The 24,421-nt window shown below is 61.4% G+C and carries 25 protein-coding genes; 13 read left to right on the top strand and 12 right to left on the bottom strand.

Going from position 1 to position 24,421, the window contains the following annotated elements; translation table 11 throughout:
* Positions 1-4: 4 nt before the first annotated feature.
* Positions 5-664 carry a TetR/AcrR family transcriptional regulator gene (locus tag AC1DZP_RS24135; protein ID WP_477305840.1) on the bottom strand — a complete coding sequence of 220 codons (660 nt, stop codon included), beginning with the start codon at positions 662-664 and terminating at the stop codon, positions 5-7.
* Positions 665-749: 85 nt separating this feature from the next.
* Here AC1DZP_RS24135 and AC1DZP_RS24130 point away from each other — a divergent pair, with 85 nt between their 5' ends.
* The 4 genes from AC1DZP_RS24130 to galE all read left to right on the top strand — a co-directional run bounded on the left by AC1DZP_RS24130 (position 750) and on the right by galE (position 4,410).
* Complete coding sequence (locus AC1DZP_RS24130) at positions 750-1,220, top strand: carboxymuconolactone decarboxylase family protein (protein WP_477226289.1); 471 nt, start codon at positions 750-752, stop codon at positions 1,218-1,220.
* Between the two features lie 494 nt (positions 1,221-1,714).
* Positions 1,715-1,906, top strand: a complete 192-nt coding sequence (locus AC1DZP_RS24125; protein ID WP_477305838.1) for a hypothetical protein — start codon at positions 1,715-1,717, stop codon at positions 1,904-1,906.
* A 387-nt stretch (positions 1,907-2,293) separates the two neighbouring features.
* Positions 2,294-3,334, top strand: coding sequence for a UDP-glucuronic acid decarboxylase family protein (locus tag AC1DZP_RS24120; RefSeq protein WP_477305836.1), 1,041 nt, complete (start codon positions 2,294-2,296; stop codon positions 3,332-3,334).
* The gene (gene galE, locus AC1DZP_RS24115) at positions 3,331-4,410 is read left to right on the top strand and encodes a UDP-glucose 4-epimerase GalE (RefSeq protein ID WP_477305834.1); all 1,080 of its coding nucleotides are present in this window, start codon (positions 3,331-3,333) and stop codon (positions 4,408-4,410) included. The genes AC1DZP_RS24120 and galE overlap by 4 nt, the downstream gene beginning before the upstream one ends.
* On the opposite strand, the gene AC1DZP_RS24110 is transcribed toward galE, so the two are convergent.
* The 3 genes from AC1DZP_RS24110 to AC1DZP_RS24100 all read right to left on the bottom strand — a co-directional run bounded on the left by AC1DZP_RS24110 (position 4,364) and on the right by AC1DZP_RS24100 (position 7,667).
* Positions 4,364-4,813: a hypothetical protein gene (locus tag AC1DZP_RS24110; protein ID WP_477305832.1), complete on the bottom strand. Its 450-nt coding sequence runs from the start codon at positions 4,811-4,813 to the stop codon at positions 4,364-4,366. The two genes, galE and AC1DZP_RS24110, sit on opposite strands and share 47 nt — an antisense overlap.
* 350 nt (positions 4,814-5,163) lie before the next feature.
* Positions 5,164-5,793: a DUF995 domain-containing protein gene (locus AC1DZP_RS24105; RefSeq protein ID WP_477305830.1), complete on the bottom strand. Its 630-nt coding sequence runs from the start codon at positions 5,791-5,793 to the stop codon at positions 5,164-5,166.
* Positions 5,790-7,667: a glycosyltransferase family 2 protein gene (locus tag AC1DZP_RS24100; RefSeq protein ID WP_477305828.1), complete on the bottom strand. Its 1,878-nt coding sequence runs from the start codon at positions 7,665-7,667 to the stop codon at positions 5,790-5,792. Before AC1DZP_RS24100 ends, AC1DZP_RS24105 begins: the two co-directional genes overlap by 4 nt.
* 617 nt (positions 7,668-8,284) lie before the next feature.
* Here AC1DZP_RS24100 and AC1DZP_RS24095 point away from each other — a divergent pair.
* Positions 8,285-9,208 (top strand): glycoside hydrolase family 26 protein, encoded by a 924-nt coding sequence (locus AC1DZP_RS24095; RefSeq protein WP_477305826.1) that lies wholly within the window; start codon positions 8,285-8,287, stop codon positions 9,206-9,208.
* 60 nt (positions 9,209-9,268) lie between these two features.
* Positions 9,269-9,787, top strand: a complete 519-nt coding sequence (locus AC1DZP_RS24090; protein WP_095086367.1) for a DUF995 domain-containing protein — start codon at positions 9,269-9,271, stop codon at positions 9,785-9,787.
* 24 nt (positions 9,788-9,811) lie between these two features.
* On the opposite strand, the gene AC1DZP_RS24085 is transcribed toward AC1DZP_RS24090, so the two are convergent.
* From AC1DZP_RS24085 to AC1DZP_RS24075, 3 genes are read right to left on the bottom strand one after another with little or no spacing between them, the layout of a single operon-like run.
* Positions 9,812-10,261: a DNA polymerase III subunit chi gene (locus AC1DZP_RS24085; protein WP_477305824.1), complete on the bottom strand. Its 450-nt coding sequence runs from the start codon at positions 10,259-10,261 to the stop codon at positions 9,812-9,814.
* A gap of 28 nt (positions 10,262-10,289) precedes the next feature.
* Positions 10,290-11,780 (bottom strand): leucyl aminopeptidase, encoded by a 1,491-nt coding sequence (locus AC1DZP_RS24080; protein ID WP_457153614.1) that lies wholly within the window; start codon positions 11,778-11,780, stop codon positions 10,290-10,292.
* Positions 11,780-12,142, bottom strand: coding sequence for a hypothetical protein (locus tag AC1DZP_RS24075; protein WP_143748785.1), 363 nt, complete (start codon positions 12,140-12,142; stop codon positions 11,780-11,782). The genes AC1DZP_RS24080 and AC1DZP_RS24075 overlap by 1 nt, the downstream gene beginning before the upstream one ends.
* On the opposite strand from AC1DZP_RS24075, the gene lptF reads away from it, so the two are divergent.
* From lptF to rsmA, 6 genes are all read left to right on the top strand, one after another.
* The gene (gene lptF, locus AC1DZP_RS24070) at positions 12,132-13,328 is read left to right on the top strand and encodes an LPS export ABC transporter permease LptF (protein WP_477305822.1); all 1,197 of its coding nucleotides are present in this window, start codon (positions 12,132-12,134) and stop codon (positions 13,326-13,328) included. The genes AC1DZP_RS24075 and lptF overlap by 11 nt on opposite strands.
* On the top strand, positions 13,325-14,410 hold the full coding sequence (gene lptG, locus AC1DZP_RS24065) for an LPS export ABC transporter permease LptG (RefSeq protein WP_477306082.1): 1,086 nt from the start codon (positions 13,325-13,327) through the stop codon (positions 14,408-14,410). The genes lptF and lptG overlap by 4 nt, the downstream gene beginning before the upstream one ends.
* A complete protein-coding gene (locus AC1DZP_RS24060; RefSeq protein ID WP_477226281.1) occupies positions 14,410-16,845 on the top strand; it encodes an LPS-assembly protein LptD in 2,436 nt (811 codons plus the stop codon). Before lptG ends, AC1DZP_RS24060 begins: the two co-directional genes overlap by 1 nt.
* 90 nt (positions 16,846-16,935) lie before the next feature.
* On the top strand, positions 16,936-17,874 hold the full coding sequence (locus AC1DZP_RS24055; protein WP_457151708.1) for a SurA N-terminal domain-containing protein: 939 nt from the start codon (positions 16,936-16,938) through the stop codon (positions 17,872-17,874).
* Between the two features lies 1 nt (position 17,875).
* Entirely contained in the window at positions 17,876-18,904 is a 1,029-nt protein-coding gene (pdxA, locus tag AC1DZP_RS24050; protein ID WP_477305820.1) for a 4-hydroxythreonine-4-phosphate dehydrogenase PdxA, read from the top strand.
* Positions 18,905-18,929: 25 nt separating this feature from the next.
* The gene (gene rsmA / locus AC1DZP_RS24045) at positions 18,930-19,763 is read left to right on the top strand and encodes a 16S rRNA (adenine(1518)-N(6)/adenine(1519)-N(6))-dimethyltransferase RsmA (RefSeq protein WP_477305818.1); all 834 of its coding nucleotides are present in this window, start codon (positions 18,930-18,932) and stop codon (positions 19,761-19,763) included.
* Positions 19,764-19,799: 36 nt separating this feature from the next.
* Here rsmA and gmk read toward each other — a convergent pair whose 3' ends face one another.
* The 3 genes from gmk to mltG all read right to left on the bottom strand — a co-directional run bounded on the left by gmk (position 19,800) and on the right by mltG (position 22,708).
* Entirely contained in the window at positions 19,800-20,456 is a 657-nt protein-coding gene (gmk, locus tag AC1DZP_RS24040; protein WP_095086392.1) for a guanylate kinase, read from the bottom strand.
* Between the two features lie 3 nt (positions 20,457-20,459).
* Complete coding sequence (locus AC1DZP_RS24035) at positions 20,460-21,350, bottom strand: YicC/YloC family endoribonuclease (RefSeq protein WP_477305816.1); 891 nt, start codon at positions 21,348-21,350, stop codon at positions 20,460-20,462.
* 158 nt (positions 21,351-21,508) lie between these two features.
* On the bottom strand, positions 21,509-22,708 hold the full coding sequence (gene mltG / locus AC1DZP_RS24030) for an endolytic transglycosylase MltG (RefSeq protein ID WP_477306080.1): 1,200 nt from the start codon (positions 22,706-22,708) through the stop codon (positions 21,509-21,511).
* Between mltG and AC1DZP_RS24025 the strand changes: the two genes are divergently transcribed.
* Entirely contained in the window at positions 22,614-22,883 is a 270-nt protein-coding gene (locus tag AC1DZP_RS24025; RefSeq protein ID WP_477226447.1) for a hypothetical protein, read from the top strand. The two genes, mltG and AC1DZP_RS24025, sit on opposite strands and share 95 nt — an antisense overlap.
* On the opposite strand, the gene fabF is transcribed toward AC1DZP_RS24025, so the two are convergent.
* A complete protein-coding gene (gene fabF, locus AC1DZP_RS24020; protein ID WP_095086397.1) occupies positions 22,871-24,133 on the bottom strand; it encodes a beta-ketoacyl-ACP synthase II in 1,263 nt (420 codons plus the stop codon). The two genes, AC1DZP_RS24025 and fabF, sit on opposite strands and share 13 nt — an antisense overlap.
* A gap of 34 nt (positions 24,134-24,167) precedes the next feature.
* Complete coding sequence (locus AC1DZP_RS24015) at positions 24,168-24,404, bottom strand: acyl carrier protein (RefSeq protein WP_006203723.1); 237 nt, start codon at positions 24,402-24,404, stop codon at positions 24,168-24,170.
* Positions 24,405-24,421 lie beyond the last annotated feature (17 nt).

Below are 24,421 nucleotides of genomic sequence, written 5' to 3'. Positions count from 1 at the left end.
ACAACTAGCTCGCATTGGTGTTGTCGCGCAGGCGTTCCATTTCATCCAGCAGCATCTCAAGGCCGAGCTCGAATGTCTTGTCGAAACCGGCCCTACCAAAATAGGCCCCGGCTGTCATGACGCTGGGAAAATCCCGCGCCAGCTGCTCGTCGCTGACCGTGGTCACCGCCGAAGGACCCTTGGCGTAACCTGCGGTCTCGTCGAGGATCGCGCCCATAAGGTAGTAGCTCGTGGCGCGGAACAGCCTTGCACTCAGCTCCGGACCGAAGCCGCCTGCTTCGAACAGGCCGATGACACTATCCAGCTTGGCAAGACATGCTGGCGAATTCATGCGGTAGACGACAACGAACGGCGCGAAGGCCGGATGCTCGGTCGCGACGCGACGGTATTCCTGCATGCCGACGCGGATCCTTTCGCGCCAGGGCATGCTGGCGTCGGGGATAACAATCGCGCTGATCTGCCGGTCGACCAGCGCCTCGTAGAGATGCGCCTGCGAAGGGAAGTGATGATAGATGCTCATCGCCTCGCAGCCGAGCGCGGCCGCCAGCTTGCGCATCGAAAAGCCGGTAAGCCCCTCACGCTCGATCACCTGGAAGGCCGCGTCCTCGATCATCTCGCGAGACAGCCGACCGCGCACTCTCTTTTTCTTGATCGATGAGTCCATGGCGTCGCTTGACAACTTACACTGTAAGGTTCCCTTTCGACATTACCTTACACAGTAAGGCTAACAAAGACCAGAGGAGAAAACCATGTCGAACCGTCGCATTTCCAAATCCGTGCAGTCGTCCATCCGCCGTGCGTTCCTGCTCACCGCCGCAGCCTGCATCCTGTCGCTCGGCGCGGCTCCGGCCCATTCCGATGAATACGATGCAACCATCAAGGACATCCAGTCGACCATGGGCGGTGTGCCCAGTTTTGTGAAGCAGTTCCCCAAAGCCGGCCTGCCTGGGGCCTGGGCCGAGGTCAAGGCCATCCAACTCAGCGACAAGACCGCGCTGCCACCAAAGGTCAAGTCGCTGATCTCGCTGGCAGTGGCGGCGCAGATACCTTGCAACTACTGCATCTGGTCGGACACCCAGGACGCCAAGCGCGCCGGCGCCACCGACGAAGAGATCCAGGAAGCCGTGACAATGGCTGCGCTAACCCGCCACTGGAGCACCATCTTCAACGGAATGCAGGTCGATTTCGACACGTTCAAGAAGGAAATGGGCGGGGAGTAGCATATCCCGACCCTCGAAACGGGCAGCGATTCCGGACCGATCCGAGATAGCGTGGTCGCCTTTGTTCGTCGCTTATTCCTGATTGTGATGGCCCGCGGGATGCGGCCATCACCGTCCCTTCGCACAGTCGCACCCGGCTGCCGTTCCGCCCACTGCCCGATCGAAGGAACCGTGGAAGACGACACTCTACCTAAAATGACCGATACTCCCCTGTGAAATGTATACCTATGCGCGCATTGCCACAAAATGAGACCATTGCCACGGCCTTGGCGAAGAGGTGGCTTGATGCACGAGTATTACGAGCAACACTGGGAAAATGCGTGAGAGCCAACTTCACCGCCAGTCAGCAATTTTTTTTATCGCTTTTCGGCTTTTTGTATAATTTCTGCAATATCAGGCTGTGACGCGTCAGCTTTTTATCAAGCTGCATTGATGAAATATGGACATCAGAATCTTTATATTTGTAGCCCGAGCGGTTTTGGGCAACAATCCCATTGCACGCTGAAGGTCTGACGATCGCTCCAGATCGCTTAAGTCTATTTTCAGTTGTATTTTTCCTGGACTATACGCTGAATTGGACCATGGTGCCGATCCCGGCATTTCCTCGCCGTCAGGGCTTCGACATCGCCTGGAAACAGCTTGCCAAGCCTGTCGACGGATTTTTCGGCAGCCAACCAATACATTGATTCACAACGAGGATCCGCTTCCGGAACAGCGCGGGTCCGACCGGCTCATGATTAACCATTCGCGAACAGACACGGTTAAGGTTTCGCTAATTTAGTTGACTAGGATTTCCACAGGTATATTTTCAATGCGTTGGGATGTGCAATTTGGGCGAGCAATCGACGATGATGACACTGGGCGTGTGATCGCGATTTCGGGGCGCAGAGAAATGCTGAACAGCAGCATACAGATCGTGTAGCAGCACAAGCTCCGCGAGCCCAAGAACATTAGCGCACATCAATGATGGCGGTTCCGCAGATGCGGAGGTTTGCCACGTTCTGAAGGACGTGGCCGGGCAATGCTTTTGTCCCGGCCCGGGCGGTAGCGTGCGCGGTGCGTGAGAGGAAAGCATGAGTAAGCTCATCAAGGTTCTGAAACTGGAGTCCGGGAGCGGTCAAAGGGGCGCCAACCAAAACCGAAGCCACGCCCTGGTCGCCGGAGGTGCGGGATTTTTGGGATCGCATCTGTGTGAACGTCTTTTGCGGGACGGATATGACGTTGTCGCGCTGGACAATTTTCACACCGGCAAGAGATACAATCTCAATGCCCTTCTGCGTAATCCGAGATTCACGTGCATCGAGCACGACATCGTCAATACTCTCCCTTTGGGTCTTCAGTTCGATGAGATCTATAATCTCGCCTGCCCAGCCTCTCCGCCGCATTACCAGGAAGACCCGATCCATACTTTCAAGACAAGCGTGCTTGGTTCACTGAACCTTCTGGAACTGGCGCGACAGAACAACGCCAAGATATTCCAGGCCTCGACGTCCGAAGTCTATGGCGACCCTTTCGTGCACCCACAGCCTGAGAGCTACTTCGGCAACGTCAATACGCACGGACCGCGGTCCTGCTATGACGAGGGCAAGCGCTCGGCCGAAACCCTGTTCTTCGACTATTCGAGAACATATGGCCTCGATATCCGCGTCGCCCGCATTTTCAACACCTATGGCCGCCGCATGCAGCCCGATGACGGGCGCGTGGTTTCGAACTTCATCGTCCAGGCGTTGCGCGGCCAAGACCTGACCGTCTATGGCAGCGGCATGCAGACGCGTTCCTTCTGCTATGCCGACGACCTGATCGAGGGCTTCGTCCGGCTGATGAATGCGCCGAGTGCGCCCGCGCATCCGGTCAACCTCGGCAATCCCGGCGAATTCACCATCATGGAACTGGCGACGCTGGTCATCAGCTATACCAACTCGCGATCGAAGATCGTGCATCGGCCTCTGCCGGTCGACGATCCCAGACAGCGCAAGCCGGACATTTCCTTTGCCAGGGCCAATCTCGGTTGGGAGCCGAAAATCGGCCTGAGCCAGGGGCTCGCGCAGACCGTCGACTATTTTGAGACCCTGCTCTACGGAAGCAAACTGGTCAAAGGAGCCGCGGCGTCATGACTCGCCCGGCAATCCTGGTGACGGGCGGGGCCGGCTTCATCGGCAGCCACACCTGCAAGCAGTTGGCCGGCGCCGGCTATTTGCCTGTGGTTTTCGACAATCTGAGCCGCGGTAACGAGAAATCCGTCGCCTGGGGTCCGCTTGTCGTCGGCGATATCCGGGACAGGGATGCGCTGCAGGGGGCAATCAAGACGTACCGGCCGACAGCGGTCATCCACTTTGCGGCGCTGGCCTATGTCGGCGAGTCCGTTCAGGAGCCGGCTGAATACTATTCGACCAATGTGACCGGCACCATCGCGGTGCTCGATGCGGCGCGAGCGAACGCCATCGACAACATCATCTTCTCCAGCAGCTGCGCAACCTACGGCGTGCCGGACGCGTTGCCTGTTCGCGAGACGTCCTCGCAAAATCCGATCAGCCCTTACGGGCGCACCAAGCTGATGGGCGAACAGATCATCGGCGACTATGCGTCCGCATACGGAATGAAATTTGCCATCCTGCGCTATTTCAACGCTTGCGGCGCCGACCCCGACGGCGAGCTTGGTGAGTGGCATTCGCCCGAGACGCACCTGATTCCCAGGGTGCTCATGGCCGCATCAGGCATCATCGACGAGATCGAGGTTTTCGGCACGGACTACGACACGTCGGACGGCACGTGCGTACGGGACTATATCCACGTCAGCGATCTGGCCCGCGCCCATCTGAAAGCTCTCATGCATCTCGAGGGCGGCGGACAAAGCCTGGCGGTCAACCTCGGCACTGGCCGGGGCGTATCCATCAAGGAGATTGTCCAGGCGGTCAGCCGAATGACGGCAAGACCGGTTCCGGCCGTCTTCAGGACCCGGCGCCCGGGAGACCCGGCGGAGCTCTACGCCGATCCGGGAAGCGCACGCGAACGTCTCGGCTTTGTGCCGGAGCTTTCCGACATCGACACGATCGTCAGGACGGCTGCCCCCTTCTTTGGCCTGAAGGCGAAATCGACGAGACTGCCGCCTACCAAGACGGCAGCGCCTGTCGCCGCTCGGTGGCTCAGGAATAGCGGGGGCGGCAGCTCGCGCGCTGGCCAAATCCGCTAGGGCTGCAGATATACGGCGAGTTCCCCAGGAACGTGCCGCCATTGCCCGGATTGTAAGAGGCCTTCACCGGCGCCGGCGTACGCACCTTGATCCGCGGCGGCGATGCAAAAGCGTAGGCTCTTTCAATGGTCCGCACCGCGCTCGTCATATAGACAAGAGGCTCGCTTCTGGACGAATGAGCGATGAACGTGGCGCGGACTGGCTGGACCGCGGGTTTGCTGCCAAGCGAGTGGACCACAGGCTTGACCGAATTGGTCTTGGTTGCATCGACGCTCTGGCAACCCGAAACCATCGCGATCGCCACCGCAGCCACAATCATGAATGCGCTGTTCTTGCCCGAGCGAAACGCGCCCATTGCGGAATTTTTCATTAGATGTCCCCTGCCAAAGGCGCGATGCGACATACTTTGCTTTCGTCGCTTTCACGCCGCGTAAGCGACTGCTCGCTACCACATACGCAGGAACATTAGACTTCACTTATTAAAATTCATGAAAACCGAATGGTGAGCTTACCGTCTGGTCGTTCCGTCGGATTTTATTAAAATGCGATCAATCTGCAATCGGCCCGCCGACGGCACTGGCCGGACTGCTTAACATAAGCGATTCGGCAACGCCTTGACAGGCACCGACAGGAGCATCCTGGCTCGACACAGAGACGGATCTGGATTGTTTCTCGACCGGTCAGGATGGGTGCCGGCGCGGGGTTGCGAAAATCACTGGGTGTGTCATGGCTCGTGCGAGGTGGCAGTTCCGCTCAACCGCCGCTTTTGACCGGCGCTGGCTTCCGATCAGGGCTGATCATCTGACGCATCTTGTCGAAAGTCGCAGCGGTCGTGTCGCCGGATTTGAACTTGTGGTACTCCTGCCCGGGCTGCGCCGGCGACGCCTGGAAAACGTACCAGGAACCGCTCGGATCCTTCATCTGGTATATCGTGCCGCCCAATCGGTGATGGCTGAAGCAGGTTCGCCCCTGCGAGCTACCGGCAAGTGTCGTCCATTTTGCATCCATGCATAATTTGCCATTCTCGGTGATCAACCACCTGCCCTGGCCGATCGACGCGTTCGCGCCGCCGGTCCAGGCGCGAAGTTGGCGCCCATCCTTGGCAAAATAGGCTGCACCGTTTTCCCAGACCCATGTGCGGCCAGCATAAAGGGGAAACAGTTCCGCCGGAGTGAGCGGCGCTGCCGCGGCGACCGCCGACAAATCAACCTCTTCGGCTGTCGCGGCGTTTGGGCCGCTGACCAACAGCGGCTGCGCAACAATCATCGTCAACAGAAAGCAGCGGATTGACAGGACACCAACCACAGAAGTGATCCTCCAAATGACAGCCGGCTGAGGGTGAGACAGGGCGCCAGCGTACCATCTGTAGCTTCTGTCTGTCACCGCTTCTCGTTCCAGCCAGGATCGAAGTAGAAGTTGCGGTCGCCGGTCTCGCCCCGGCCAGCGCCGGAAACCACATAGGCGATCCTGACGATGCGAACGCTACCGGCGCCCTGCTGCAGCCCATAGATGCCTTCCAGCCCGCGGTCGTAAAATCCCGCCGCCGGAACCGAGAGCGCAACACAGGCGAGCGATGCCTGCCAGGCGAGTTTCACGCCATTGGCTCGCAGCGAAATCCTGTTCTCGACGAGGTGCCTGGTGACGATCACAACCACAAGCAGCCCGTAGATCAGCGCATTGAATGCGGCGAACCAGTAGAAGCCGGTGGAATTGGAAGGATGATCCACCAGAAGAACCGGCAAGGACGCACCAATCGCAAGCACCACATACGGAACGATGACGCGCGCCGGCAGAAGGTCCTTGGGGCCGCTGCCCTTGGGAGTAACGCGGAAATCGACGAAGGATTTGGTCAGATAGTCGCGGATCGACGACAGCGTTCCGGCGAGCACCCATGGCCAACGCGCGAAGAACAGGAACAGCGTCCCTTCCCAGCTGAGCGTCTTGGCGGTGATCGGGCGCGAAAGCCCGAACGCCTTCAACATCATCACGAGGACGATGAGGGCAATCGAGTTCGGCGCATAGTAGAACAGGAAGTCGACATACATCACGTTGGCGAAGTTCTGGCCCGAACAGAGCGCGTAGATAGGCATGACGTACATCAGAAGCGCAAATGTGGCGAACAGCGGATACCAGAGCTGGCAAAAAAGGAACTGGAATTTCAGGCGCGGCGGCAGTTTGGAAAGGTAGCTGGGCGAGTATTCGAGCAAGATCGTCATCAGGCTCCGCGACCACTGGAATTCCTGCGTGACAAGATCGGCAAAGGTCTGCGGGCCATCGCCATGCGCGATGGCGTCGATGGCATGCACGCCGCGCCATCCGGCCGCATTGATCAGCATCGACGTCGAATGGTCCTCGGCCAGTTCCGGGCCGAGACCACCCGCTTGCCTCAGCGCGACAGTTCGCACGGCATAGTGCGAGCCGATGCAGAGCGGAGCTCCGCCGCCCGTGTGGCCGGACTGCAAGGGGCCGTGGAACATCCCTTCCGGAAACAGCCTGCCGCGCGCCGACCAGCTCTCTGCGGCATTGTTGTCGCAAATGCTCGGCGCCGAGACATAGCCAACCGCGGGATCGGCGAAGGGAAACAGGATTTCCCTCAGATAGGTTGGCGTCGGCACGTGGTCGGCATCCAACTGAGCGACGAAATCATAGCGCTCATAGCCATAATGATCGTAGAAAAATGCCAGGTTCCCCTCTTTGCAGCGTGTCCGGCGCGGCCACACCTTGCGATGATAATCTTCCCGACCATGTCGGGTCGAAATCATGACATTGTGGACCTCGCACCAGGCAATCGTGTCCTCGGATGGGTCCTCGTCTGCCAGCCAGGTATCGTGTGGATAATCCTGCACCAGCATCGCTTCGAGCGTGCGCGCGACCACTGCAAAAGGCTCGGACGGCGCCTTGGTGACCACCATCGCGACCCGCGAATGCTCAGGGATTGCGTGAAGTTTCGACGGCTTTTTCGACGCATGCACATTCAGGAGGAAGTACAATGGCATGAGCGTGAGCCATACCAGAATGAGCGTCGAGAATGCGTATGGCCCGACATGCTCGACATGCTCGGGCTTCAGCCACCAGAACCAGAAGAATCCGAGCGTGACGAACCAGAAGGCCAGGGCCAGTCTCAAGATCCATTGCTGGGTGGCCGACAGCACGGGCACCAGAAAAGGGCCCTTCCGCGCAGTGGCGAGAGCCGTCTCAGGTCGCCGTGCCCGCCTGTTCGCATGGTCGACAATGCCTGCCTGAACGGAAGCACTCATACACTTACCCGCCGCCACTTTGGGCTCTCCGCCGACAGATGGCTGAAAGCTCTCAAATCCCGGCGACAGAATCAGTCCGCGCCTTGTTAGAGTCAACTAAATTAAGCGTTCGTTAACCATGATTCTTGAGATCTGGTTAACCTAACACCTTGAATCGGGAGGGGAATAACCGCGACCGACGCAGCCCAGAAATGACGAGCCGGCAAAGTTTTCTTGTGTCGGAAGTTCGCTGTGGGGTCGAGGCTCTCCGGTCGCGATCAGGCTCGAGAGCAGCGTTAACCATGTTGTGAAAGACAGGGTTAAGCAACCGTTAATTGCGCTTGACTCCTGGCCGCGACCGGCTCTTAAATTAGCCTGGGATGATATATCGGGATATTGGCGCGAATTTGTGAGTATCGCGGCGAACCTTCTCTCTATAGCGCGTCTATGTCGGCGCCTGAGAGATAGATAATCGTTTGGTGGGCTCTGTGCGAAGGTTCGCACACCCGCCTATGGTCGCTCATAAATCCCGCGGATTCCACCAGTATTGCCGATCGGTTGGGTTGTCGATCAAGCATCGGCGCGCACGGGCGAGGCTTCAACTTCCGCAGGATGTTGAAGCTATGGGAGTATAAAACATGAAACACACCACAGCAAACGCACTTGCGATCGCGCTTGTATTGGGCGCAAGCGCCGCGTTCCCCACTGCGGGAAGCGCCGGCTCCGTGGCCACGACCGACCCCGTTCAGACGAGCAGCGCCGCGTCGGCGTTCGGATCCTATGATCCCTACGGTGACTTCAGCGCCGACAAGAGCGCCAGCATCGAAGAGTTGTTCCTGCCCTGGGAAGACGTCGACCTGGCGAGCCTTCCCCTGGCCGACGCCTATGCCCTTCAGCGAAACCGATCGCTGTTGATCACCATCGAGCCGTGGACCTGGTCGAAGGACTGGCGCATCACTCCGACCGAACTGCGCAACGGCATATTGAGCGGCAAGTATGACGCCAACATGCAGGCAATCTGCAATTTGGTGGGAGCCATGAAGAGCCCGGTAACCATTCGCTGGGCGCAGGAAATGGAGGACAAGAACGGCCGCTTCACCTGGGCCAACTGGGCTCCCAAGGACTGGATCGCCGCTTACAAGCGCGAGGTCGATATCTGCCGCAAGGCTGCCCCCGCCGCCAAATATATGTGGTCACCCAAAGGCGAAGAGGGTCTGGAAAAATACTATCCCGGCGACGACTACGTCGACGTCATCGGCCTGTCGGTGTTCGGGCTGCAGAAAAAGGACAACAACGAGACCGGACACGACCGGACGTTCGCCGAGGCGCTCAAGCCCGGCTATGACCGCGTCGCGGGCTTCAACAAGCCGGTCGTGGTGGCGGAGCTCGGCTATGTCGGGAAGCAGGAATATGTCTCGAAATGGGAAATCGATTCCCGCAAGTCCTATTCTGAATTTCCGGCCCTGACCTCGGTCGTCTACTTCAACCAGAAGGAAGTGTGGCCGTGGCTGGGTGGCTATGGACTGCCCGATTGGAGGGTTACCCAGCATATCTTGCCCTAGGGGGTGCTGTACCGGGTGTGGTGCAAAACTGGGCGTGGCGTAAAATAGTGGGGTAGGGTCGTGAAACGAGTATTGGGGAATTGTATCGGAACGGCGCTTGCCTGTTCCATCGGTGTCTTTGCCTTCCAGCTTCCCGCGGCAGCGATGACAGCGGCGCAGGTCGCCGAAATGGCGAGCCAAGCGGAGGCGGTGCCCGATGCGGGTATCTACCAGATGTACCAGAACCGTTCGTGGCTCTGGGGTCAAAACGGTGCCGGATTTTTTGCCGTGCAGCGCCGCCAATTCAGCGCCTGGACCTCGGACAAGGGCAAGCTGGGCTACGGCGACGGCATCTGGTTCCTCCCTGGAGGAGGCAAGCTGTGCTTCCGCGCAAAATGGCACGGAGCAGGAGGTGACTCCGACGCCCTTACCTGTTTCGAGCATCGCCAGGCCGGCAGGGTGGTTTACCAGCGCAAGATTCCGGATGGCGACTGGTACGTTTTCAGGAGCTCGGATCGCAACATGGCGGACGAGTTCATGAAAGTAAAATACGGCGACTACGCCACTTGGAAACAAAACCGGATCAAGGCAAGGCCGTAGGGTCATGCGCGACAAGCCATTGGCCTACGCCTTGCGCTCCCAGCGGCGGTCCGGCGTCTGCTGCCAGTAGGTGACGGCGTGGCCGGCGTCCTTCATCGTCTTCCAGTGCCTCCGGGCCGCCTCGACCTGGGCGGCATCGTGGCCGTCGAACAGGAACACCGCACGCTCGTAGCCGCCAAGCTCGGGCGGCATGGCGCCATCGACCAGGAAGCGGATTTTTGCCTCGTTGAGATTGCCGTCGCCGGTGGTCAACAGGATCGGCTGTTCACCGGGATAGGCCTCACGATCGGTTGCATGGGCGAGGAACGAATCGTCGCGAAAAGTCCAAAGATGCTGGTCGAGCGCATCGCGGCGTTCCTCGGTGCCGGTCTGCACCACGGCGCGCCAACCACGGTCGATGCTGCGCTCCAGGAGGCCGGGCAGTGCATCCTCCAGCGTCGATTCGGTCAGGTGGTAGAACAGGACGTCGGCCATCGCCTCAGCCTATACCGGATGAACCCGCTTACTGCTCATAATTGTCTCGCACCAGCCGATCGAGCAGCCTGACGCCGAAACCGGAACCCCAGGACTGGTTGATCTCGTTCGATGGCGAGCCCATCGCCGTGCCGGCAATGTCGAGATGCGCCCAAGGGGTCTCCTTGACGAAACGCTGCAAGAATTGCGCGGCGATGATGGCACCGCCATAGCGGCCGCCAATGTTCTTCATGTCGGCATTCTTGGAATCGATCAGCTTGTCATATTCGGCGCCGAGCGGCATGCGCCACAGCCGCTCCTGCGTCGCCTGCCCCGCCGCCGTCAGCCTTTGCGCCAATTCGTCATTGTTGGAAAACAGGCCGGCATGGTGCTGGCCAAGCGCCACCATGATGGCGCCGGTCAGCGTCGCCAGATTGACCATGAATTTCGGCTGGAAACGGTCGTTGCAGTACCACAGCGCGTCGGCCAGCACGAGGCGGCCTTCGGCGTCGGTGTTGAGCACCTCGATGGTCTGCCCCGACATCGAAGTGACGATGTCGCCGGGGCGCTGGGCATGGCCGTCGACGGCGTTCTCGACCAGGCCGATGACGCCGACGACATTGGCCTTCGCCTTGCGCGCGGCCAGCGCATGCATCAGGCCGGTGACGGCGGCGGCACCACCCATGTCGCCCTTCATGTCCTCCATGCCGGAGGCCGGCTTCATCGAATTGCCGCCAGTGTCGAACGTGACGCCCTTGCCGACGAACGCAACCGGGCTGTCCTTTGGCTTGCCGCCGTTCCAYTGCATGATCGCCATGCGGGCGCCGCGCGGCGAGCCCTGCGCGACACCGAGCAGCGAGCCCATGCCGAGCTTCTTCATCTCCTTCTCGGCCAGGATCTCGACCTTGACGCCGAGCGCCTCGAGTTCCTTGGCGCGGGCGGCGAACTCAACCGGCCCAAGCACATTTGCCGGTTCGTTGACGAGATCACGCGCCAGAAGCACGCCGTCCATCACCGCCTCGGCGTCAGCGAAGGCCTTCTTCGCAGCGGCCGGAGCGGCGGTGTGGATGGTGACCTTGACAGGCTTTTTCGGCTCGGCCTCGTCCTTGTCCTTCCTGGTCTTGTACTTGTCGAAGGCATAGCTGCGCAGAAGAATGCCTGCCGCGAGGCTTGCCGCCTCCTTGCCGCTCGGCGAGGCGCCGACCATTTCGAGCACCACGGCCACGTCGGTCGCCTTGCGCAGCGACCCGGCAATGGTGCCGCCAAGCTTCAGCCACGCATATTCGTCGAGCCCCGACACCTTGCCGGCGCCGATCGCCACCAGCCTGTCGAGCGACGCTCCTTCGGGCGCCAGAACTTCGACGGTGCTGGCGAACTTGCCGGTGAATTCGGCGACCGGAAAGGCCCGCTCCAATGTCTTGCCCGGATCGCAAGCCTTGGCGGCGTCGCTCAGGCCGCCCTCATCCGCCGACAGCACGAAGACCGTGCCATTCTTGGGCGCGGAAAATTTGGCGAAGGCGATCGACGGTCTTTGGCTCATCATGTCCTGCTTTCGGAAAATGCGTAGCTTTTGGGGAAGTGGTTCGAAGCGATGCGCGACATTTGGTCGTTTTCCCGCATTTGGCAAGACTTTGCCAAATTCGCACCCCATATGACCAACGGAATCGATGGTGATTCTTCGCGGCACGGCCCCGCTTTTTGCCGCAACTTGTTGTTAACCATCGATGTTTTCCCTTTCTTATCCATTGCCGCCGACACTCCGACCGCCGGGGCGCGCGCAATGTGGGACGGAACCGGATCGACCATCCATGGAGCCAGTTGTGCAGGCGCCGCCGGACAGCTACCTTGTGCGGTGGCATGATGCCGTTCGAGAAAATCGAGAAAAGCCTTCATGAAGGTCATTGAACGCTACATCATGCGCCGCGCTTTCGTGGTCTTCCTGGCTGCGCTGGTGTGGACGCTGGCCATCGTCTGGACGACGCAAGTGCTGGCCAAGATCGACCTGGTCACCGACAGCGGCCAGTCGTCGCTGACCTTCTTCGAGGTGGCCGCTCTCATCCTTCCCTCCATCATCCCGATCGTCGTGCCCTTTGCCGTGGTGGTGGCGGTGGCACAGACACTCAGCGTCATGAATTCGGATTCCGAGCTCGCCGTCGTCAACGCCGCGGGCGCCTCGCGCTGGACGATCGTGCGGCCGATCATGCTTCTGGCACTCGCGGCCAGCGTCTTTTCCTTTGCCGTCGACAATGGCATCGACCCTTATGCGCGGCAGAAGAACCGGGCCCTGGTGGCGGCGTCGCACGCGGACCTGCTGTCGCTGATCATCCAGGAAGGCACCTTCCGCAAGATCGAGGATGGGCTGTTCCTGCAGATCGGCGAGCGGCTTCCCGACAATCGGTTGGGCGGTATCTTCGTCGCTGATTCGCGCGAAGAAGGGGTCAACCTCGTCTACTACGCCAAGACCGGCAGCATCATCGAACGCGGCGGCGAAAAGGTGCTGATGATGAATGATGGCGTTATTCATCGCAAAACACTGACCGGCGACCTGTCGGTCATCCGGTTTACATCCTATGCCTTCGACATGTCGGCCTTCATGGCGGCGGCCTCGGAGGTGACGCTGCTGCCGAAGGACCAGACGACGCAGTACCTGCTCAATCCAAACCCCAACGACAAGAACTACCAGCAAATCCCGCTTGAATACCGGGCCGAACTCAACCAGCGGTTTTCGGAATGGACCTATTCCATCGTCTTCGCACTGATCGCGCTCGCGGTCGCCGGGGACGCGCGCTCGCACCGCGAGGCACGCGTCAATCCGCTGATCACGGCGATTTCAGTATCGCTGTTCGTGCGCTGGCTGGGCTTCTTTGCCGCCAGCAAGGCCGATGAGGTCCCGCAATATGCCTATATGGTCTACGGCGTGCCCATCGTGGCATCGGCGGTGGCGATCTGGTTCATCGTATCCAACCGGACCTTGGAACTGCCGGTAGCCTGGGCGGACTGGATGACCAATTTCGCCACCCGCATCGGTGACAGCTGGAACGCGCTGAAGCTGCGTTTGTCCGGCACTTCAGGGCAAGGGGTCAGCTGATGGGCTGGACGCTGGGCCGCTATTTCTTCTTCCGCTACGTGACGATCACCTTCTGGTTCTTCATCGGCCTACTGGCGCTGGTGTTCCTGATCGATTTCACCGAGCTTTCCGGCCGCACCACCGGCCTACCCGGCTTCACTTACGGGACGGCAGTGGCCATTTCCGGGCTGCGGATGCCGATGATCATGCTGCAGACGGTGCCGTTTGTCGGCCTCTTCTCGGCGATGGCGACGCTGGTGTCGCTCAACCGGCGTTACGAGCTGGTCATCGCGCGTTCCGCCGGCGTTTCGGCCTGGCAATTCCTGTTGCCGTGCTGCATCGGAGCGTTGCTGTTCGGCGTCCTGTCGGTTGGCGTCATCAATCCACTCGCCGCGCACGCCTTTTCCTGGTCCGAGCAGATCGAAACCGAGCTGCGCTCCGGCAAATCGAACACGGTTTCGGCCGATGCCGCACCCTGGATCCGGCAGAAAACCAGCTCCGGGGACACCATCATCGGTGCGCGTGCCATCCTCAACCAAGGCCTCGAGATGGCCGATGTCGTCTTTTTCGTTCTCGACCCGCAAGGCAACATCGTCGAGCGCAAGGATGCCGCGCGCGCCTTCCTGCGCGACGGCTATTGGGAATTGCAGGACGTCAGGACGTTCCAGAACGGCACGATCCAGACAGCGACAAACGATCGCGTGCCGACCAATCTGAAGCCCGAATTCGTGCAGGAGCGGCTGGCGCGCCCCGAAACCATTCCGTTTTATGATCTGCCCGGAAAAATCGAGGTTGCCCGCTCCTTCGGCCTCAAGGCAAATGCCTTTGCCATGCAGTTTGATTCGCTGGTGGCGTTGCCGTTCCTTCTCGTCGCCATGACGCTGATTGCGGCAACGGTATCAATGCGATTTGCTAGGATGGGACAGTCAGCGACGATGATTCTGGGTGGCATCGTCGCCGGCTTTCTGCTTTATGTCGTTTCGGTTCTGGTGAAGGCATTCGGCGTGGCGGGATTTGTGCCGACTGTCGTAGCCGCCTGGGTCCCGGTCGTGGTGGCTATGTTCTTCGGGGTGACTTTCCTGCTATACAAGGAAGACGGCTAGTGAGGGAGGCGTTTTTGCCCAGCAACAGGCAGGCCGGTTTGGCGCGCCTCTATGCGGCTAGCGCCTTGGCGTGCCTGCTTGCCTGCGCCGTGCCGATGCCCGCTCTTGCGCAGGACGTCAGCGACATGGCGGCCACGGTTCCGTCCGGCTCGCAGATGCTGCTGGCGGCCGACACGCTGGTCTACAACAACGACAACCAGACGGTGACCGCCGTCGGTGGCGTGCAGATCGACTACGGCGGCAATCGCCTTGTCGCCCAGCGGGTCGAATACAACCGCAACACCAAGCGGATGGTCGCTAGCGGCAATGTCGAGGTCGTCAACAGCGACGGCACCAAGATCAATTCGGAACATATCGACATCACCGATGATTTCGCCGACGGCTTCGTCAACGCTTTGCGCGTCGAAACCATCGACAAGGCCTATTTTGCCGCCGAAAGCGCCGAACGCATGGGCGGCGTGCTGACCACGTTCCACAATGGCGTCTACACCGCCTGCGAACCGTGCGAGGACAAGCCCAACAAGGCGCCGACATGGCGCGTCAAGGCCAGGAAAATCATCTGGAACGGCGAGAAGAAGACGGTTCGCTTCGAGAATGCGAATTTCGAGTTCTTTGGCTTCCCCCTTGCCTACCTGCCCGCGTTTGAGATTGCCGACCCGACAGTGAAGCGCAAGAGCGGCTTCCTGATCCCCAGCATCGTCTACAAGAGCGATCTAGGCGTCGGCGTAAAGGTTCCCTATTATTTCGCCTTGTCACCGACCTACGACCTGACCGTCACCGGCACCGGCTACACCAAGCAAGGCTTCCTCGGTGAGGCCGAGTGGCGCCAGCGCTTCAACAATGGTCAGTACAGTTTGAAGATTGCCGGGATTCAGCAGCGGGATCCTGATGCCTTCCTGGACACGGATGCATTCCCGGCCACGGCTGGCCACAACATCAATTCGGGTGAAGTTGGCGATCCGAACAAATTCCGCGGGATGATGGGCACCCAGGGGCAGTTCGCCATCAATCCGCGCTGGAATTTCGGCTGGGATGTGCTGCTGCAGACCGACAAGAACTTCTCGAACACCTACGGCATCGACAAGTACGGCAGCAGCGTCCACCAGTCGTCGGTCTACCTGACGGGCCTCAACGGCCGCAACTATTTCGACCTGCGCGCCATGCACTTCGAGGTGCAGGAAGATACGCCCAACAGCAATATCTCTGCACGCAGCAACCAGCAGCCCTGGGTGCTGCCGACGCTCGACTACGCCTATATTCCCGACATATCGGTGGCCGGCGGTCAGTTGTCACTCAATGCCAACGCGCGCGTCATCCGCCGCGACGATCTTGATCAGACCTACTTCACCCCCTACACACCGGCGTCGGGCGTCCAGCGTGTCCGCGGCATCGAAGGCGAATCCGGACGTCTCACCACCGAGGCCGAGTGGAAGCGGTCCTTCGTCACCGATAATGGGCTGGTGCTGACGCCGTTGCTCGCGCTGCAAAGCGATGTCGACTACGTCAACGCGTCATCGGCTTCGCTTGCCGCAGTCAACCAGATGGCAACGAATTTGGGCCAGCAGGACGATATGCGTTCCTCGTTTGCCCGTTTCATGGCCACCGCCGGGCTCGAAATGCGTTGGCCGGTGCTGTTTTCGGCTGCCAATTCGAGCCATGTGGTCGAACCGATGGCACAGGTCTTCATGCGCCCGAACGAGCAATATGTCGGCGGGCTTGCGGTTCCCAATGAAGACGCCCAAAGCATGGTCTTCGACGCGACCACGTTGTTCGAACGCGACAAGTTTTCCGGCTACGACCGTGTCGAAGGCGGTTCGCGCGCCAATGTCGGCCTGCGCTATTCCGGCTCCTACAACAATGGCTGGGGCACCAATGCCATTTTCGGCCAGTCGTATCAGATTGGCGGCGAGAATTCCTTCGCCGCGCCGGATCTGGTGAATGTCGGCGCCTTCTCGGGCCTCGACAACACCAAGTCCGACTATGTCGGCCTGTTTGGCGTCAACAGCCCCAATGGCTTTGCCGCCTCGGTTAGCGGCCGGTTCGACGAACAGAGCTTTGAAATGCGCCGCGGCGAGCTAAAGGCCGCCTATACCGGCCTGCCGGTATCGCTGACCGCCAAATACGCCTTCATCCAGGCACAGCCGCTTTACGGTTTCACGACCGACCGCCACGAAGTCACGCTTGGTGCGTCGACGCATCTCGCTGAGAACTGGCGCGTCTTCGGGACCGGAACCTATGATTTGCAGGAAAGCCTGCTGGTCAGCGACGGCGTCGGCTTCGCCTACAACGATTCCTGCTTCACCTATCTGATGACGTACTCGCAGTCGCGCGACCTGAACACTCGGGAGGTGTCGCAGACCATCGGCTTCAACCTGTCGTTCCGTACCCTCGGCGATTTCGGCTCGTCGAGCAGTGCCATCGACACGATCCAGTAACAGTCGGCGACATCGTTTCGCCGCATAGGGCTGGCACGGATTTCGTGCACCCGGAACGCATGAATTGGGCGGAACCGGGATAGAATTGGGATGCCAACGATGAGGAAATATCTGTTTTCAGCAGGGTTCGCGCTGCTTTTGGCGGCGACGTCCGTGTCGGTCACCGTGATGACGCCGCCGGCTTTCGCCAGCGAGATCAAATACGTCGTCAACGACGTTCCGGTCACCTCCGGTGACATCGCGCATCGCGCCGCCTTCTTGAAGCTGCAGCGCAAGAAGGGCGATGCCGCCCAGGAAATGATCGACCAGACGCTGCGACTGGCCGAGGCCAAGCGGCTTGGTATCCGCATCAGCGATGCGCAGGTCGAGGCTGCCTACCAGCGCTTTGCCTCGAACAATAAGATGCAGCTCAGCCAGCTCGACGGCGTCATGGAGAAATCAGGCGTCACCAAGGGCCACTTCAAGGAATTCATCCGCGCCCAGATGGCCTGGAACCAGGCCTTGAGCGCGCGTTACCGTTCCGGCGATGGCACCGGCGCCGTCAGCGAGCAAGACCTTGTCAGGAAGATGCTCGAAAAAGGCGGCTCCAAGCCGAGCGCTACCGAGTACATGCTACAGCAGGTCATCTTCGTGGTACCGGCCGCCGAGCGCAGCGCGACGCTGGCCAAGCGCAAGCGTGAGGCTGACGCCATGCGCGCCCGCTTCAACGGCTGCAACACGACGCATGAGTTCGCCAAGGGTCTGATCGACGTCACCGTTCGTGACCTGGGCCGGGTGCTGGCGCCGCAACTGCCGTCGGACTGGGCCGAGCAGATCAAGGCGACCAAGGTCGGTGGCGCAACCGTCACGCGCGAGACCGAACGCGGCGTCGAATTCATCGGCATCTGCTCGTCGCGCGAAGTCTCGGACGATAAGGTTGCCCAGATGGTGTTCCAGAGCGAAGGCTCAGGTGGTGACAAGAACGCCGATGAGCTCAGCAAAAAATATGTCGACGAGTTGAAGGCGAAAGCCCGCATCGTCAAGCGCTGACGTGGGCAGCACAGTGATTGCGCTCGCCTTGAGCGCCGGCGATCCGTCCGGCATCGGGCCGGAGATCGCGATTGCCGCGTTCATGGCGCGAGAGGCCGCAGCCTTGCCTCCCTTCTATCTGCTCGCCGATCCGGCGCTGATCGCCTCCCGGGCCCGCCTCCTCGGCATTTCGCTGCCGGTCGTTGAAACGACACCCGCGAAAGCGGCGCAAGTGTTTGGCCGCGCCCTGCCGATCGTGCCGCTGGCTGCTCGCTGCATCGATAGCCCCGGCCGGCCGGACCCGGCCAATGCGGCCGCCACTATCGAAGCCATCGACCGCGCCGTCGCCGACTGCCTTGCCGGCGACGCCGCCGCTGTCGTCACCTGCCCGATAGCCAAAAAGCCGCTCTACGATGCCGGCTTTGGCTTTCCCGGTCATACCGAATATCTGGCGCATCTGTCGGCCCGACACACCGGCGTCGAGGCGATGCCGGTGATGATGCTGGCCGGCCCCGAGTTGCGCACCGTCCCCGTCACCATCCACATCGCGCTGGCGGCGGTGCCCAAGGCGCTGACCACCGAATTGATCGTCGCGACGGCGCGCATCACCGCTGCCGACCTCATCGGCCGCTTCGGCATCGCCAGGCCGCGGCTGGCCGTTGCCGGGCTCAATCCGCATGCGGGTGAAGGCGGTGCCATGGGCCTCGAGGACGAGCGCATCGTGCGCCCGGCGGTCGACATCCTGCGAGCCGAAGGCATCGACGCTTTCGGCCCCCTGCCCGCCGACACATTGTTCCACGCCCGTGCGCGGGCCGGCTACGACGCGGCCCTATGCATGTACCACGACCAGGCGCTGATTCCGGCCAAGGCACTGGCCTTCGACGAGGCGGTCAATGTCACGCTCGGCCTGCCCTTCATTCGCACCTCGCCCGACCACGGTACGGCCTTCGACATCGCCGGCAAGGGCGTGGCGAGGCCCGACAGCCTGATGGCGGCGCTGAAGCTCGCCAGGCGATTGGCCGACAGCGGCACGAGGGCCGCCGCAGTATGAGCGCTTCCTGCCTGAGCCTGCGCGCATGAGCATCGATGGGCTGCCGCCGCTGCGCGAGGTGATCGAGCGTCATGGGCTGCAGGCAAAGAAGGCGCTCGGCCAGAATTTCCTGTTCGACCTCAACCTCACCGGCAAGATCGCCCGCACCGCCGGCGACTTGTCCGATGCAACCGTGATCGAGGTCGGTCCCGGCCCTGGCGGGCTGACCCGCGCATTGCTCGCCAACGGGGCGCGCCACGTCATTGCCATCGAGCGCGACGAACGCTGCCTCGCGGCGCTCGCCGAAATATCGGATCATTATCCCGGCCGGCTGGAGATTGTATCCGGCGATGCGCTGAAGACGGACTTCGCAGCCCTTGCCGATGGGGGAGCCGGCGGCCCGGTCAAGATCATCGCCAACCTGCCGTACAATATCGGCACGGAGCTGCTGGTGCGCTGGTTGACGGTCGGCGAATGGCCGCCCTTCTATGCATCGATGACGCTGATGTTCCAGCGCGAGGTGGCCCTACGCATCGTCGCCACACCCGGCAGCGATGCCTATGGCAGGCTTGGCGTGCTGGCCGGCTGGCGCACGCAGGCCAGGATCGCGTTCGACGTGCCGCCCCAGGCGTTCACACCGCCGCCCAAGGTCACCTCTTCAGTGGTGCATCTGGAGCCGCGCGCGACACCCCTGCCCGCCGATGTGAAAAAACTCGGCCGCGTCACCGAAGCCGCCTTCGGCCAACGCCGCAAGATGCTGCGGCAGAGTGTGAAAAGCCTCGGCGGCGAAGCTTTGCTCGAACGCGCCGGCATCGATCCGACACGCCGCGCCGAAACACTCAGCGTCGAGGAATTCGTGCGCCTGACCAACACGAGGTAGCTTTCTTCTCCCTGTTCACAGGGGAAGGAAGAAGCATCAGCCGGTCTTCTCGTCCAACAGCCCCGAGACGAAATCGAACAGGCCGGGCCGGCGATCGCGTCTCAGCCGCTCGGCGACGACGATGCCGCGCACTTCGGCGAAGGCGCGGTCGAGGTCGTCATTGACGATGACGAAATCATATTCCTTCCAGTGCTCGATCTCGTTGCGGGCGTTTTTCAGCCGCGTCTCGATCACCGCCTCCTGGTCTTCGGCGCGACGCTTCAGCCGCGCCTTCAATTCCTTCATCGACGGCGGCAGGATGAAGATCGAGACGATGTCGGCACGCATCTTCTCCTTGAGCTGCTGTGCGCCTTGCCAATCGATGTCGAACAGCATGTCGCGCCCTTCAGCCAGTGCCAGTTCGGCCGGCTCGCGCGGTGTCGCGTAGCAATTGCCGTGCACTTCGGCCCATTCCAGCAGGGCGTCGGAATCGCGCAGCCGCTCGAAATCGCGCATTGTCCGGAAATGGTAGTGAACACCTTCGATCTCACTGCCGCGGCGCGGTCTGGTGGTGACCGAGACCGACAGTTCGAGGCTGGAATCGCTTTCCAGAAGGTTGCGCGCGATCGTCGACTTGCCGGCGCCGGACGGCGACGACAGGACGAGCATCAGGCCCCGGCGGCGAATGCGGGACCCTAAATCCTTGGCAACCATCGGCTACTCCAGATTCTGGATCTGTTCACGAAACTGGTCGACCACGGCCTTCAGCTCCAGCCCGATCGCGGTGACCGTAGCGGCGTTCGACTTCGAGCACAGCGTATTCGATTCGCGGTTAAATTCCTGTGCCAGAAAATCGAGCTTGCGGCCGACCGCGCCGCCGCCCTCAAGCAGTGCCCGACCAGATGCGACATGCGTTTTCAGGCGGTCGATCTCTTCGCGAATATCGGCTTTGGTGGCCAGGAAAGCCGCCTCCATGTGCAGCCGGCTGGCGTCCAGATTGGCGGACGCGTCCATCAGCAGCCTGACCTGCTCGGCGAGGCGTTCGCGGATCGCCGCCGTCTCGCGAGACGGATCGGCCTCTGCCCGCAACGTCAACGCCTCGATTGCATCGATATGGCCCGCCAGCAGCAGGGCCAGTGCGGCACCTTCGCCCTGTCGCGCCTGTTCCAGTCCTTTGAGGGCCACCTCGAGCGCGGCCGTGATCGCGATGTCGAGCGCGGCGCGCGCCTCTTCGGTTTCGACAGTCTCGGGAATATCGAGCACGCCGCGCAGCGAAAGCAATCCGTCCGATGTCGCGGGGGCGACACCGAACTGCTCCTGCAACCGCTTGGCGAGCCCCGCAAGGTCCTTCAGAAAGACTTCGTTGACGACGGGCTGCGCCTGAGCGCCGGCGGCACGGCCAATGGTCAGCGTCGCCTGGAAATTACCCCGCGCAAAGCGCTTCTGAAGCGTCTGCCTGACAGCCGGTTCCAGCCGTTCGAAACCTTGCGGCAATCGCAGCCGCACCTCGACGCTCTTGCCGTTGACGGACTTGACCTCCCAGGCGATCGCGGTGCCTTCATGCTCGGCGACGGCACGTGCAAAACCGGTCATGCTCTGCAAATTCATATCGCCCACAAGTCCCTGGCACATCGCTCCGAAACCGGTTTTCCGGAGGGGAGCACGTGCGGCTTAAAAATGACTGCGCCGCAGGCACGCCGAAATCGGACGCGCGGCGCTGCTCCAAATGTCAGGGGCGCCGCCTTGTGGCAACGCCCCTCTTCGTCCTACTGGGCAGCGCCCGCATCGCCGCCGCCGCTGTCGTCGCCGGCGTCAGCCGGCTTGTCAGCATTGCCGTCAGCCGGCTTGTCGGCATTGCTGTCGCCGGCGCCGGTGGTGTTGGCGCCTTTGGCGGCGTCGTCGGCCTGCTTCTTCTGCAACGCGCGATAGCGGGCGACGTTCTCATTGTGCTCTTCCAGCGTCGCGGCAAAGACATGGCCGCCGGTACCATCGGCGACGAAGTAAAGATCGTCGGTCTTCGACGGGTTGGCCACTGCCTCCAGCGCCGCCCGACCCGGATTGGCGATCGGCGTCGGTGGCAGGCCGTTGATCACATAGGTGTTGTAGGGCGTCTGCTTCTGGATGTCCGACTGATAGATCGGCCGGTCCGCCGGCTTGCCCTTGCCGCCGAACAGACCGTAGATGATGGTTGGGTCGGATTGCAGGCGCATGCCCTTGGCCAGCCGGTTCAGGAAGACCGCGGCAACCCGTGAACGCTCGTCACCCTTGCCCGTTTCCTTCTCGACGATCGAGGCCAGCGTGACGAACTCTTCGACATTGGCCAGCGGCAGGTCCGGCGCGCGCCGCTGCCAGACTTCGTCGACCAGCTTCTTCTGATCTCCCAGCAACTTGTCGATCATCTGCTGGCGCGTCGCGCCGCGCGTGAAGCGCAGCGTATCGGTGGCGAGGCTGCCCTCGGGAGGAGTGGTCGCCGGCATATCGCCGCTCAAGGCCGGCTCATCGGCGATGCGCTGCAGCGCCTGCTCGACCGTCAGCCCTTCCGGAACGGTCAGCGAATACATCACCGACTTGCCGCTCTTCAAAAGCTCCATGATGTCGCGCATGGAAGCCTTGGGCTTGATCTCGTACTCGCCGGCCTTCAGCGCCGAGTCATTGCCGTAGGCGCGCACGCCAAGGCGGAAGATCCGGGCGTCGCTGATCAGTCCGCGGCGTTCGAGCTGGTCGGCAATATCCTGGACGCCGGTATTCGGCTTGACCAGGAACGTGTCGCCATTGGCCGAGGGGCCAGCTTCGGTGAATTCCTGCTTGCCGAAATAGACCGCGGCGCCGGCCGCCAGAACCATCAGCATCACCACGGAGATGACGAAGTTCATGAACACGACGACCTGGCTGCGCGAAGCACGCGAGCGCTTCGGCGGCGGTGTGCCGGCCTCCGGCCGCAAGGCCTCGCTCGCCGTCTTCGGCATGATCGGCCCCGATGCCGGACGCTGTCCGAATTCTCCGTTGCCCGCCGGATTTGTGTTCATTTTGCCCTACCGTTTGATCGCTCAACGAATCCCCTGCGGCAGAGTAGGGGCGAATATGGCAAAATTGACGGCATGCCGAAGCATCGCCGGGCAGTTGGACGATCAGCCATTATAGCGCTGGAAGACAAGCGAAGCGTTGGTGCCGCCAAAGCCGAAGGAATTGGACAGTGCAACGTCGATCTGGCGAGCGCGCGGCTTGTTGGGCACCAGGTCGATCGCGGTCTCGCGCTCCGGGTTGTCGAGGTTGATGGTCGCCGGCGCGACATTGTCGCGAATGGCGAGGATCGAAAAGATCGCTTCGGCAGCACCGGCCGCCCCCAGCAGATGGCCGATCGACGACTTGGTGGACGACATCGAAATCTTAGACGCGGCATTGCCGACAAGCCGCTCGACGGCGCCGAGTTCGATCGTATCGGCCATGGTCGAGGTGCCGTGCGCGTTGATGTAGTCGACATCGGCGGGCGTCAGCTTGGCCCGGTTCAACGCCGCCGTCATGCAGCGGAAGGCGCCGTCGCCGTCTTCGGCAGGCGCTGTGATGTGATGGGCATCACCGGTGAGGCCGTAGCCGGTCACCTCGGCGTAAATCTTGGCGCCGCGCGCCTTGGCGTGTTCGAGCTCTTCAAGCACGACGACGCCGGCGCCCTCGCCCATGACGAAGCCGTCGCGGTCGCGGTCGTAGGGGCGCGATGCCGTTTGCGGCGCATCGTTGCGATCGGTCGACAGTGCCCGGCACGCGGCGAAGCCGGCGATCGACAGCCGTGTCACCGGCGCTTCGGCGCCACCGGCGACCATTACGTCGGCATCGCCCCACATGATCAGCCGGGCAGCGTCGCCAATGGCGTGCGCACCGGTCGAACAGGCGGTGACGACGGCGTGGTTCGGGCCTTTCAGCCCGTGCCTGATCGAGACCTGCCCGGAAACGAGATTGATGATCTGGCCCGGGATGAAGAACGGGCTGATGCGGCGCGGGCCGCGTTCCTTGAGGATCATCGCGTTCTCGGCGATGCCTTCGATGCCGCCGATGCCGGAGCCGATCAGCACGCCGGTGGCGCACTGCTCGGCATGGGTTTTTGGCTCCCAGCCGGAATCCTTCAGCGCCTCGTCGGCGGCGGCAATCCCGTACAGGATGAAGTCGCCGATCTTGCGCAATTCCTTCGGCTCGAGCACGGCTTCGGGATTGAAGGTGGCATTGCTGCCATCGCCACGCGGAATGACGTGGGCGATCTTGCAGGCAAGATCCTCCACCTCAAACTCGGTGATGCGTTTGGCTGCGCTGCGGCCGGTCAGTAGTTCCTTCCAGCTGTGCTCGAAGCCCATGCCGAATGGCGACAACAACCCAAGGCCCGTGACGACGACACGCCTCATCGCAGGTCCTCCCCGGTGATGACTGCGGAAAGCGTCAGGCGGATGCCTTGTCGATATACTTCACCGCGTCGCCGACGGTCAGGATGGTCTCGGCCGCATCGTCGGGAATCTCGACGCCAAATTCTTCTTCGAACGCCATGACGAGTTCGACCGTGTCGAGGCTGTCGGCGCCCAGATCATCGATGAAGCTCGCCTGCTCCGTCACTTTGTCGGCATCGACACCAAGGTGCTCGATGACGATCTTTTTGACGCGCTCTGCGGTGTCACTCATTTGGGGCATCCTCGTCT

The sequence above is a fragment of the Mesorhizobium sp. P2_F8 genome, assembly GCF_056403655.1.
Note: the sequence above shows the minus strand (reverse complement) of the source record. Positions and strands in the feature narration are given on the sequence as shown.

What these genes read in the sequence shown, in the direction of transcription:
- AC1DZP_RS24135 (WP_477305840.1), bottom strand. Translation starts at nt 664, where the DNA reads ATGGACTCATCGATCAAGAAAAAGAGAGTGCGCGGTCGGCTGTCTCGC.
- AC1DZP_RS24130 (WP_477226289.1), top strand. Translation starts at nt 750, where the DNA reads ATGTCGAACCGTCGCATTTCCAAATCCGTGCAGTCGTCCATCCGCCGT.
- AC1DZP_RS24120 (WP_477305836.1), top strand. Translation starts at nt 2,294, where the DNA reads ATGAGTAAGCTCATCAAGGTTCTGAAACTGGAGTCCGGGAGCGGTCAA.
- galE (WP_477305834.1), top strand. Translation starts at nt 3,331, where the DNA reads ATGACTCGCCCGGCAATCCTGGTGACGGGCGGGGCCGGCTTCATCGGC.
- AC1DZP_RS24110 (WP_477305832.1), bottom strand. Translation starts at nt 4,813, where the DNA reads ATGTCGCATCGCGCCTTTGGCAGGGGACATCTAATGAAAAATTCCGCA.
- AC1DZP_RS24100 (WP_477305828.1), bottom strand. Translation starts at nt 7,667, where the DNA reads ATGAGTGCTTCCGTTCAGGCAGGCATTGTCGACCATGCGAACAGGCGG.
- AC1DZP_RS24095 (WP_477305826.1), top strand. Translation starts at nt 8,285, where the DNA reads ATGAAACACACCACAGCAAACGCACTTGCGATCGCGCTTGTATTGGGC.
- AC1DZP_RS24085 (WP_477305824.1), bottom strand. Translation starts at nt 10,261, where the DNA reads ATGGCCGACGTCCTGTTCTACCACCTGACCGAATCGACGCTGGAGGAT.
- lptF (WP_477305822.1), top strand. Translation starts at nt 12,132, where the DNA reads ATGAAGGTCATTGAACGCTACATCATGCGCCGCGCTTTCGTGGTCTTC.
- AC1DZP_RS24075 (WP_143748785.1), bottom strand. Translation starts at nt 12,142, where the DNA reads ATGACCTTCATGAAGGCTTTTCTCGATTTTCTCGAACGGCATCATGCC.
- AC1DZP_RS24055 (WP_457151708.1), top strand. Translation starts at nt 16,936, where the DNA reads ATGCCAACGATGAGGAAATATCTGTTTTCAGCAGGGTTCGCGCTGCTT.
- rsmA (WP_477305818.1), top strand. Translation starts at nt 18,930, where the DNA reads ATGAGCATCGATGGGCTGCCGCCGCTGCGCGAGGTGATCGAGCGTCAT.
- gmk (WP_095086392.1), bottom strand. Translation starts at nt 20,456, where the DNA reads ATGGTTGCCAAGGATTTAGGGTCCCGCATTCGCCGCCGGGGCCTGATG.
- AC1DZP_RS24035 (WP_477305816.1), bottom strand. Translation starts at nt 21,350, where the DNA reads ATGAATTTGCAGAGCATGACCGGTTTTGCACGTGCCGTCGCCGAGCAT.
- AC1DZP_RS24025 (WP_477226447.1), top strand. Translation starts at nt 22,614, where the DNA reads ATGAACACGACGACCTGGCTGCGCGAAGCACGCGAGCGCTTCGGCGGC.
- mltG (WP_477306080.1), bottom strand. Translation starts at nt 22,708, where the DNA reads ATGCCGAAGACGGCGAGCGAGGCCTTGCGGCCGGAGGCCGGCACACCG.
- fabF (WP_095086397.1), bottom strand. Translation starts at nt 24,133, where the DNA reads ATGAGGCGTGTCGTCGTCACGGGCCTTGGGTTGTTGTCGCCATTCGGC.
- AC1DZP_RS24015 (WP_006203723.1), bottom strand. Translation starts at nt 24,404, where the DNA reads ATGAGTGACACCGCAGAGCGCGTCAAAAAGATCGTCATCGAGCACCTT.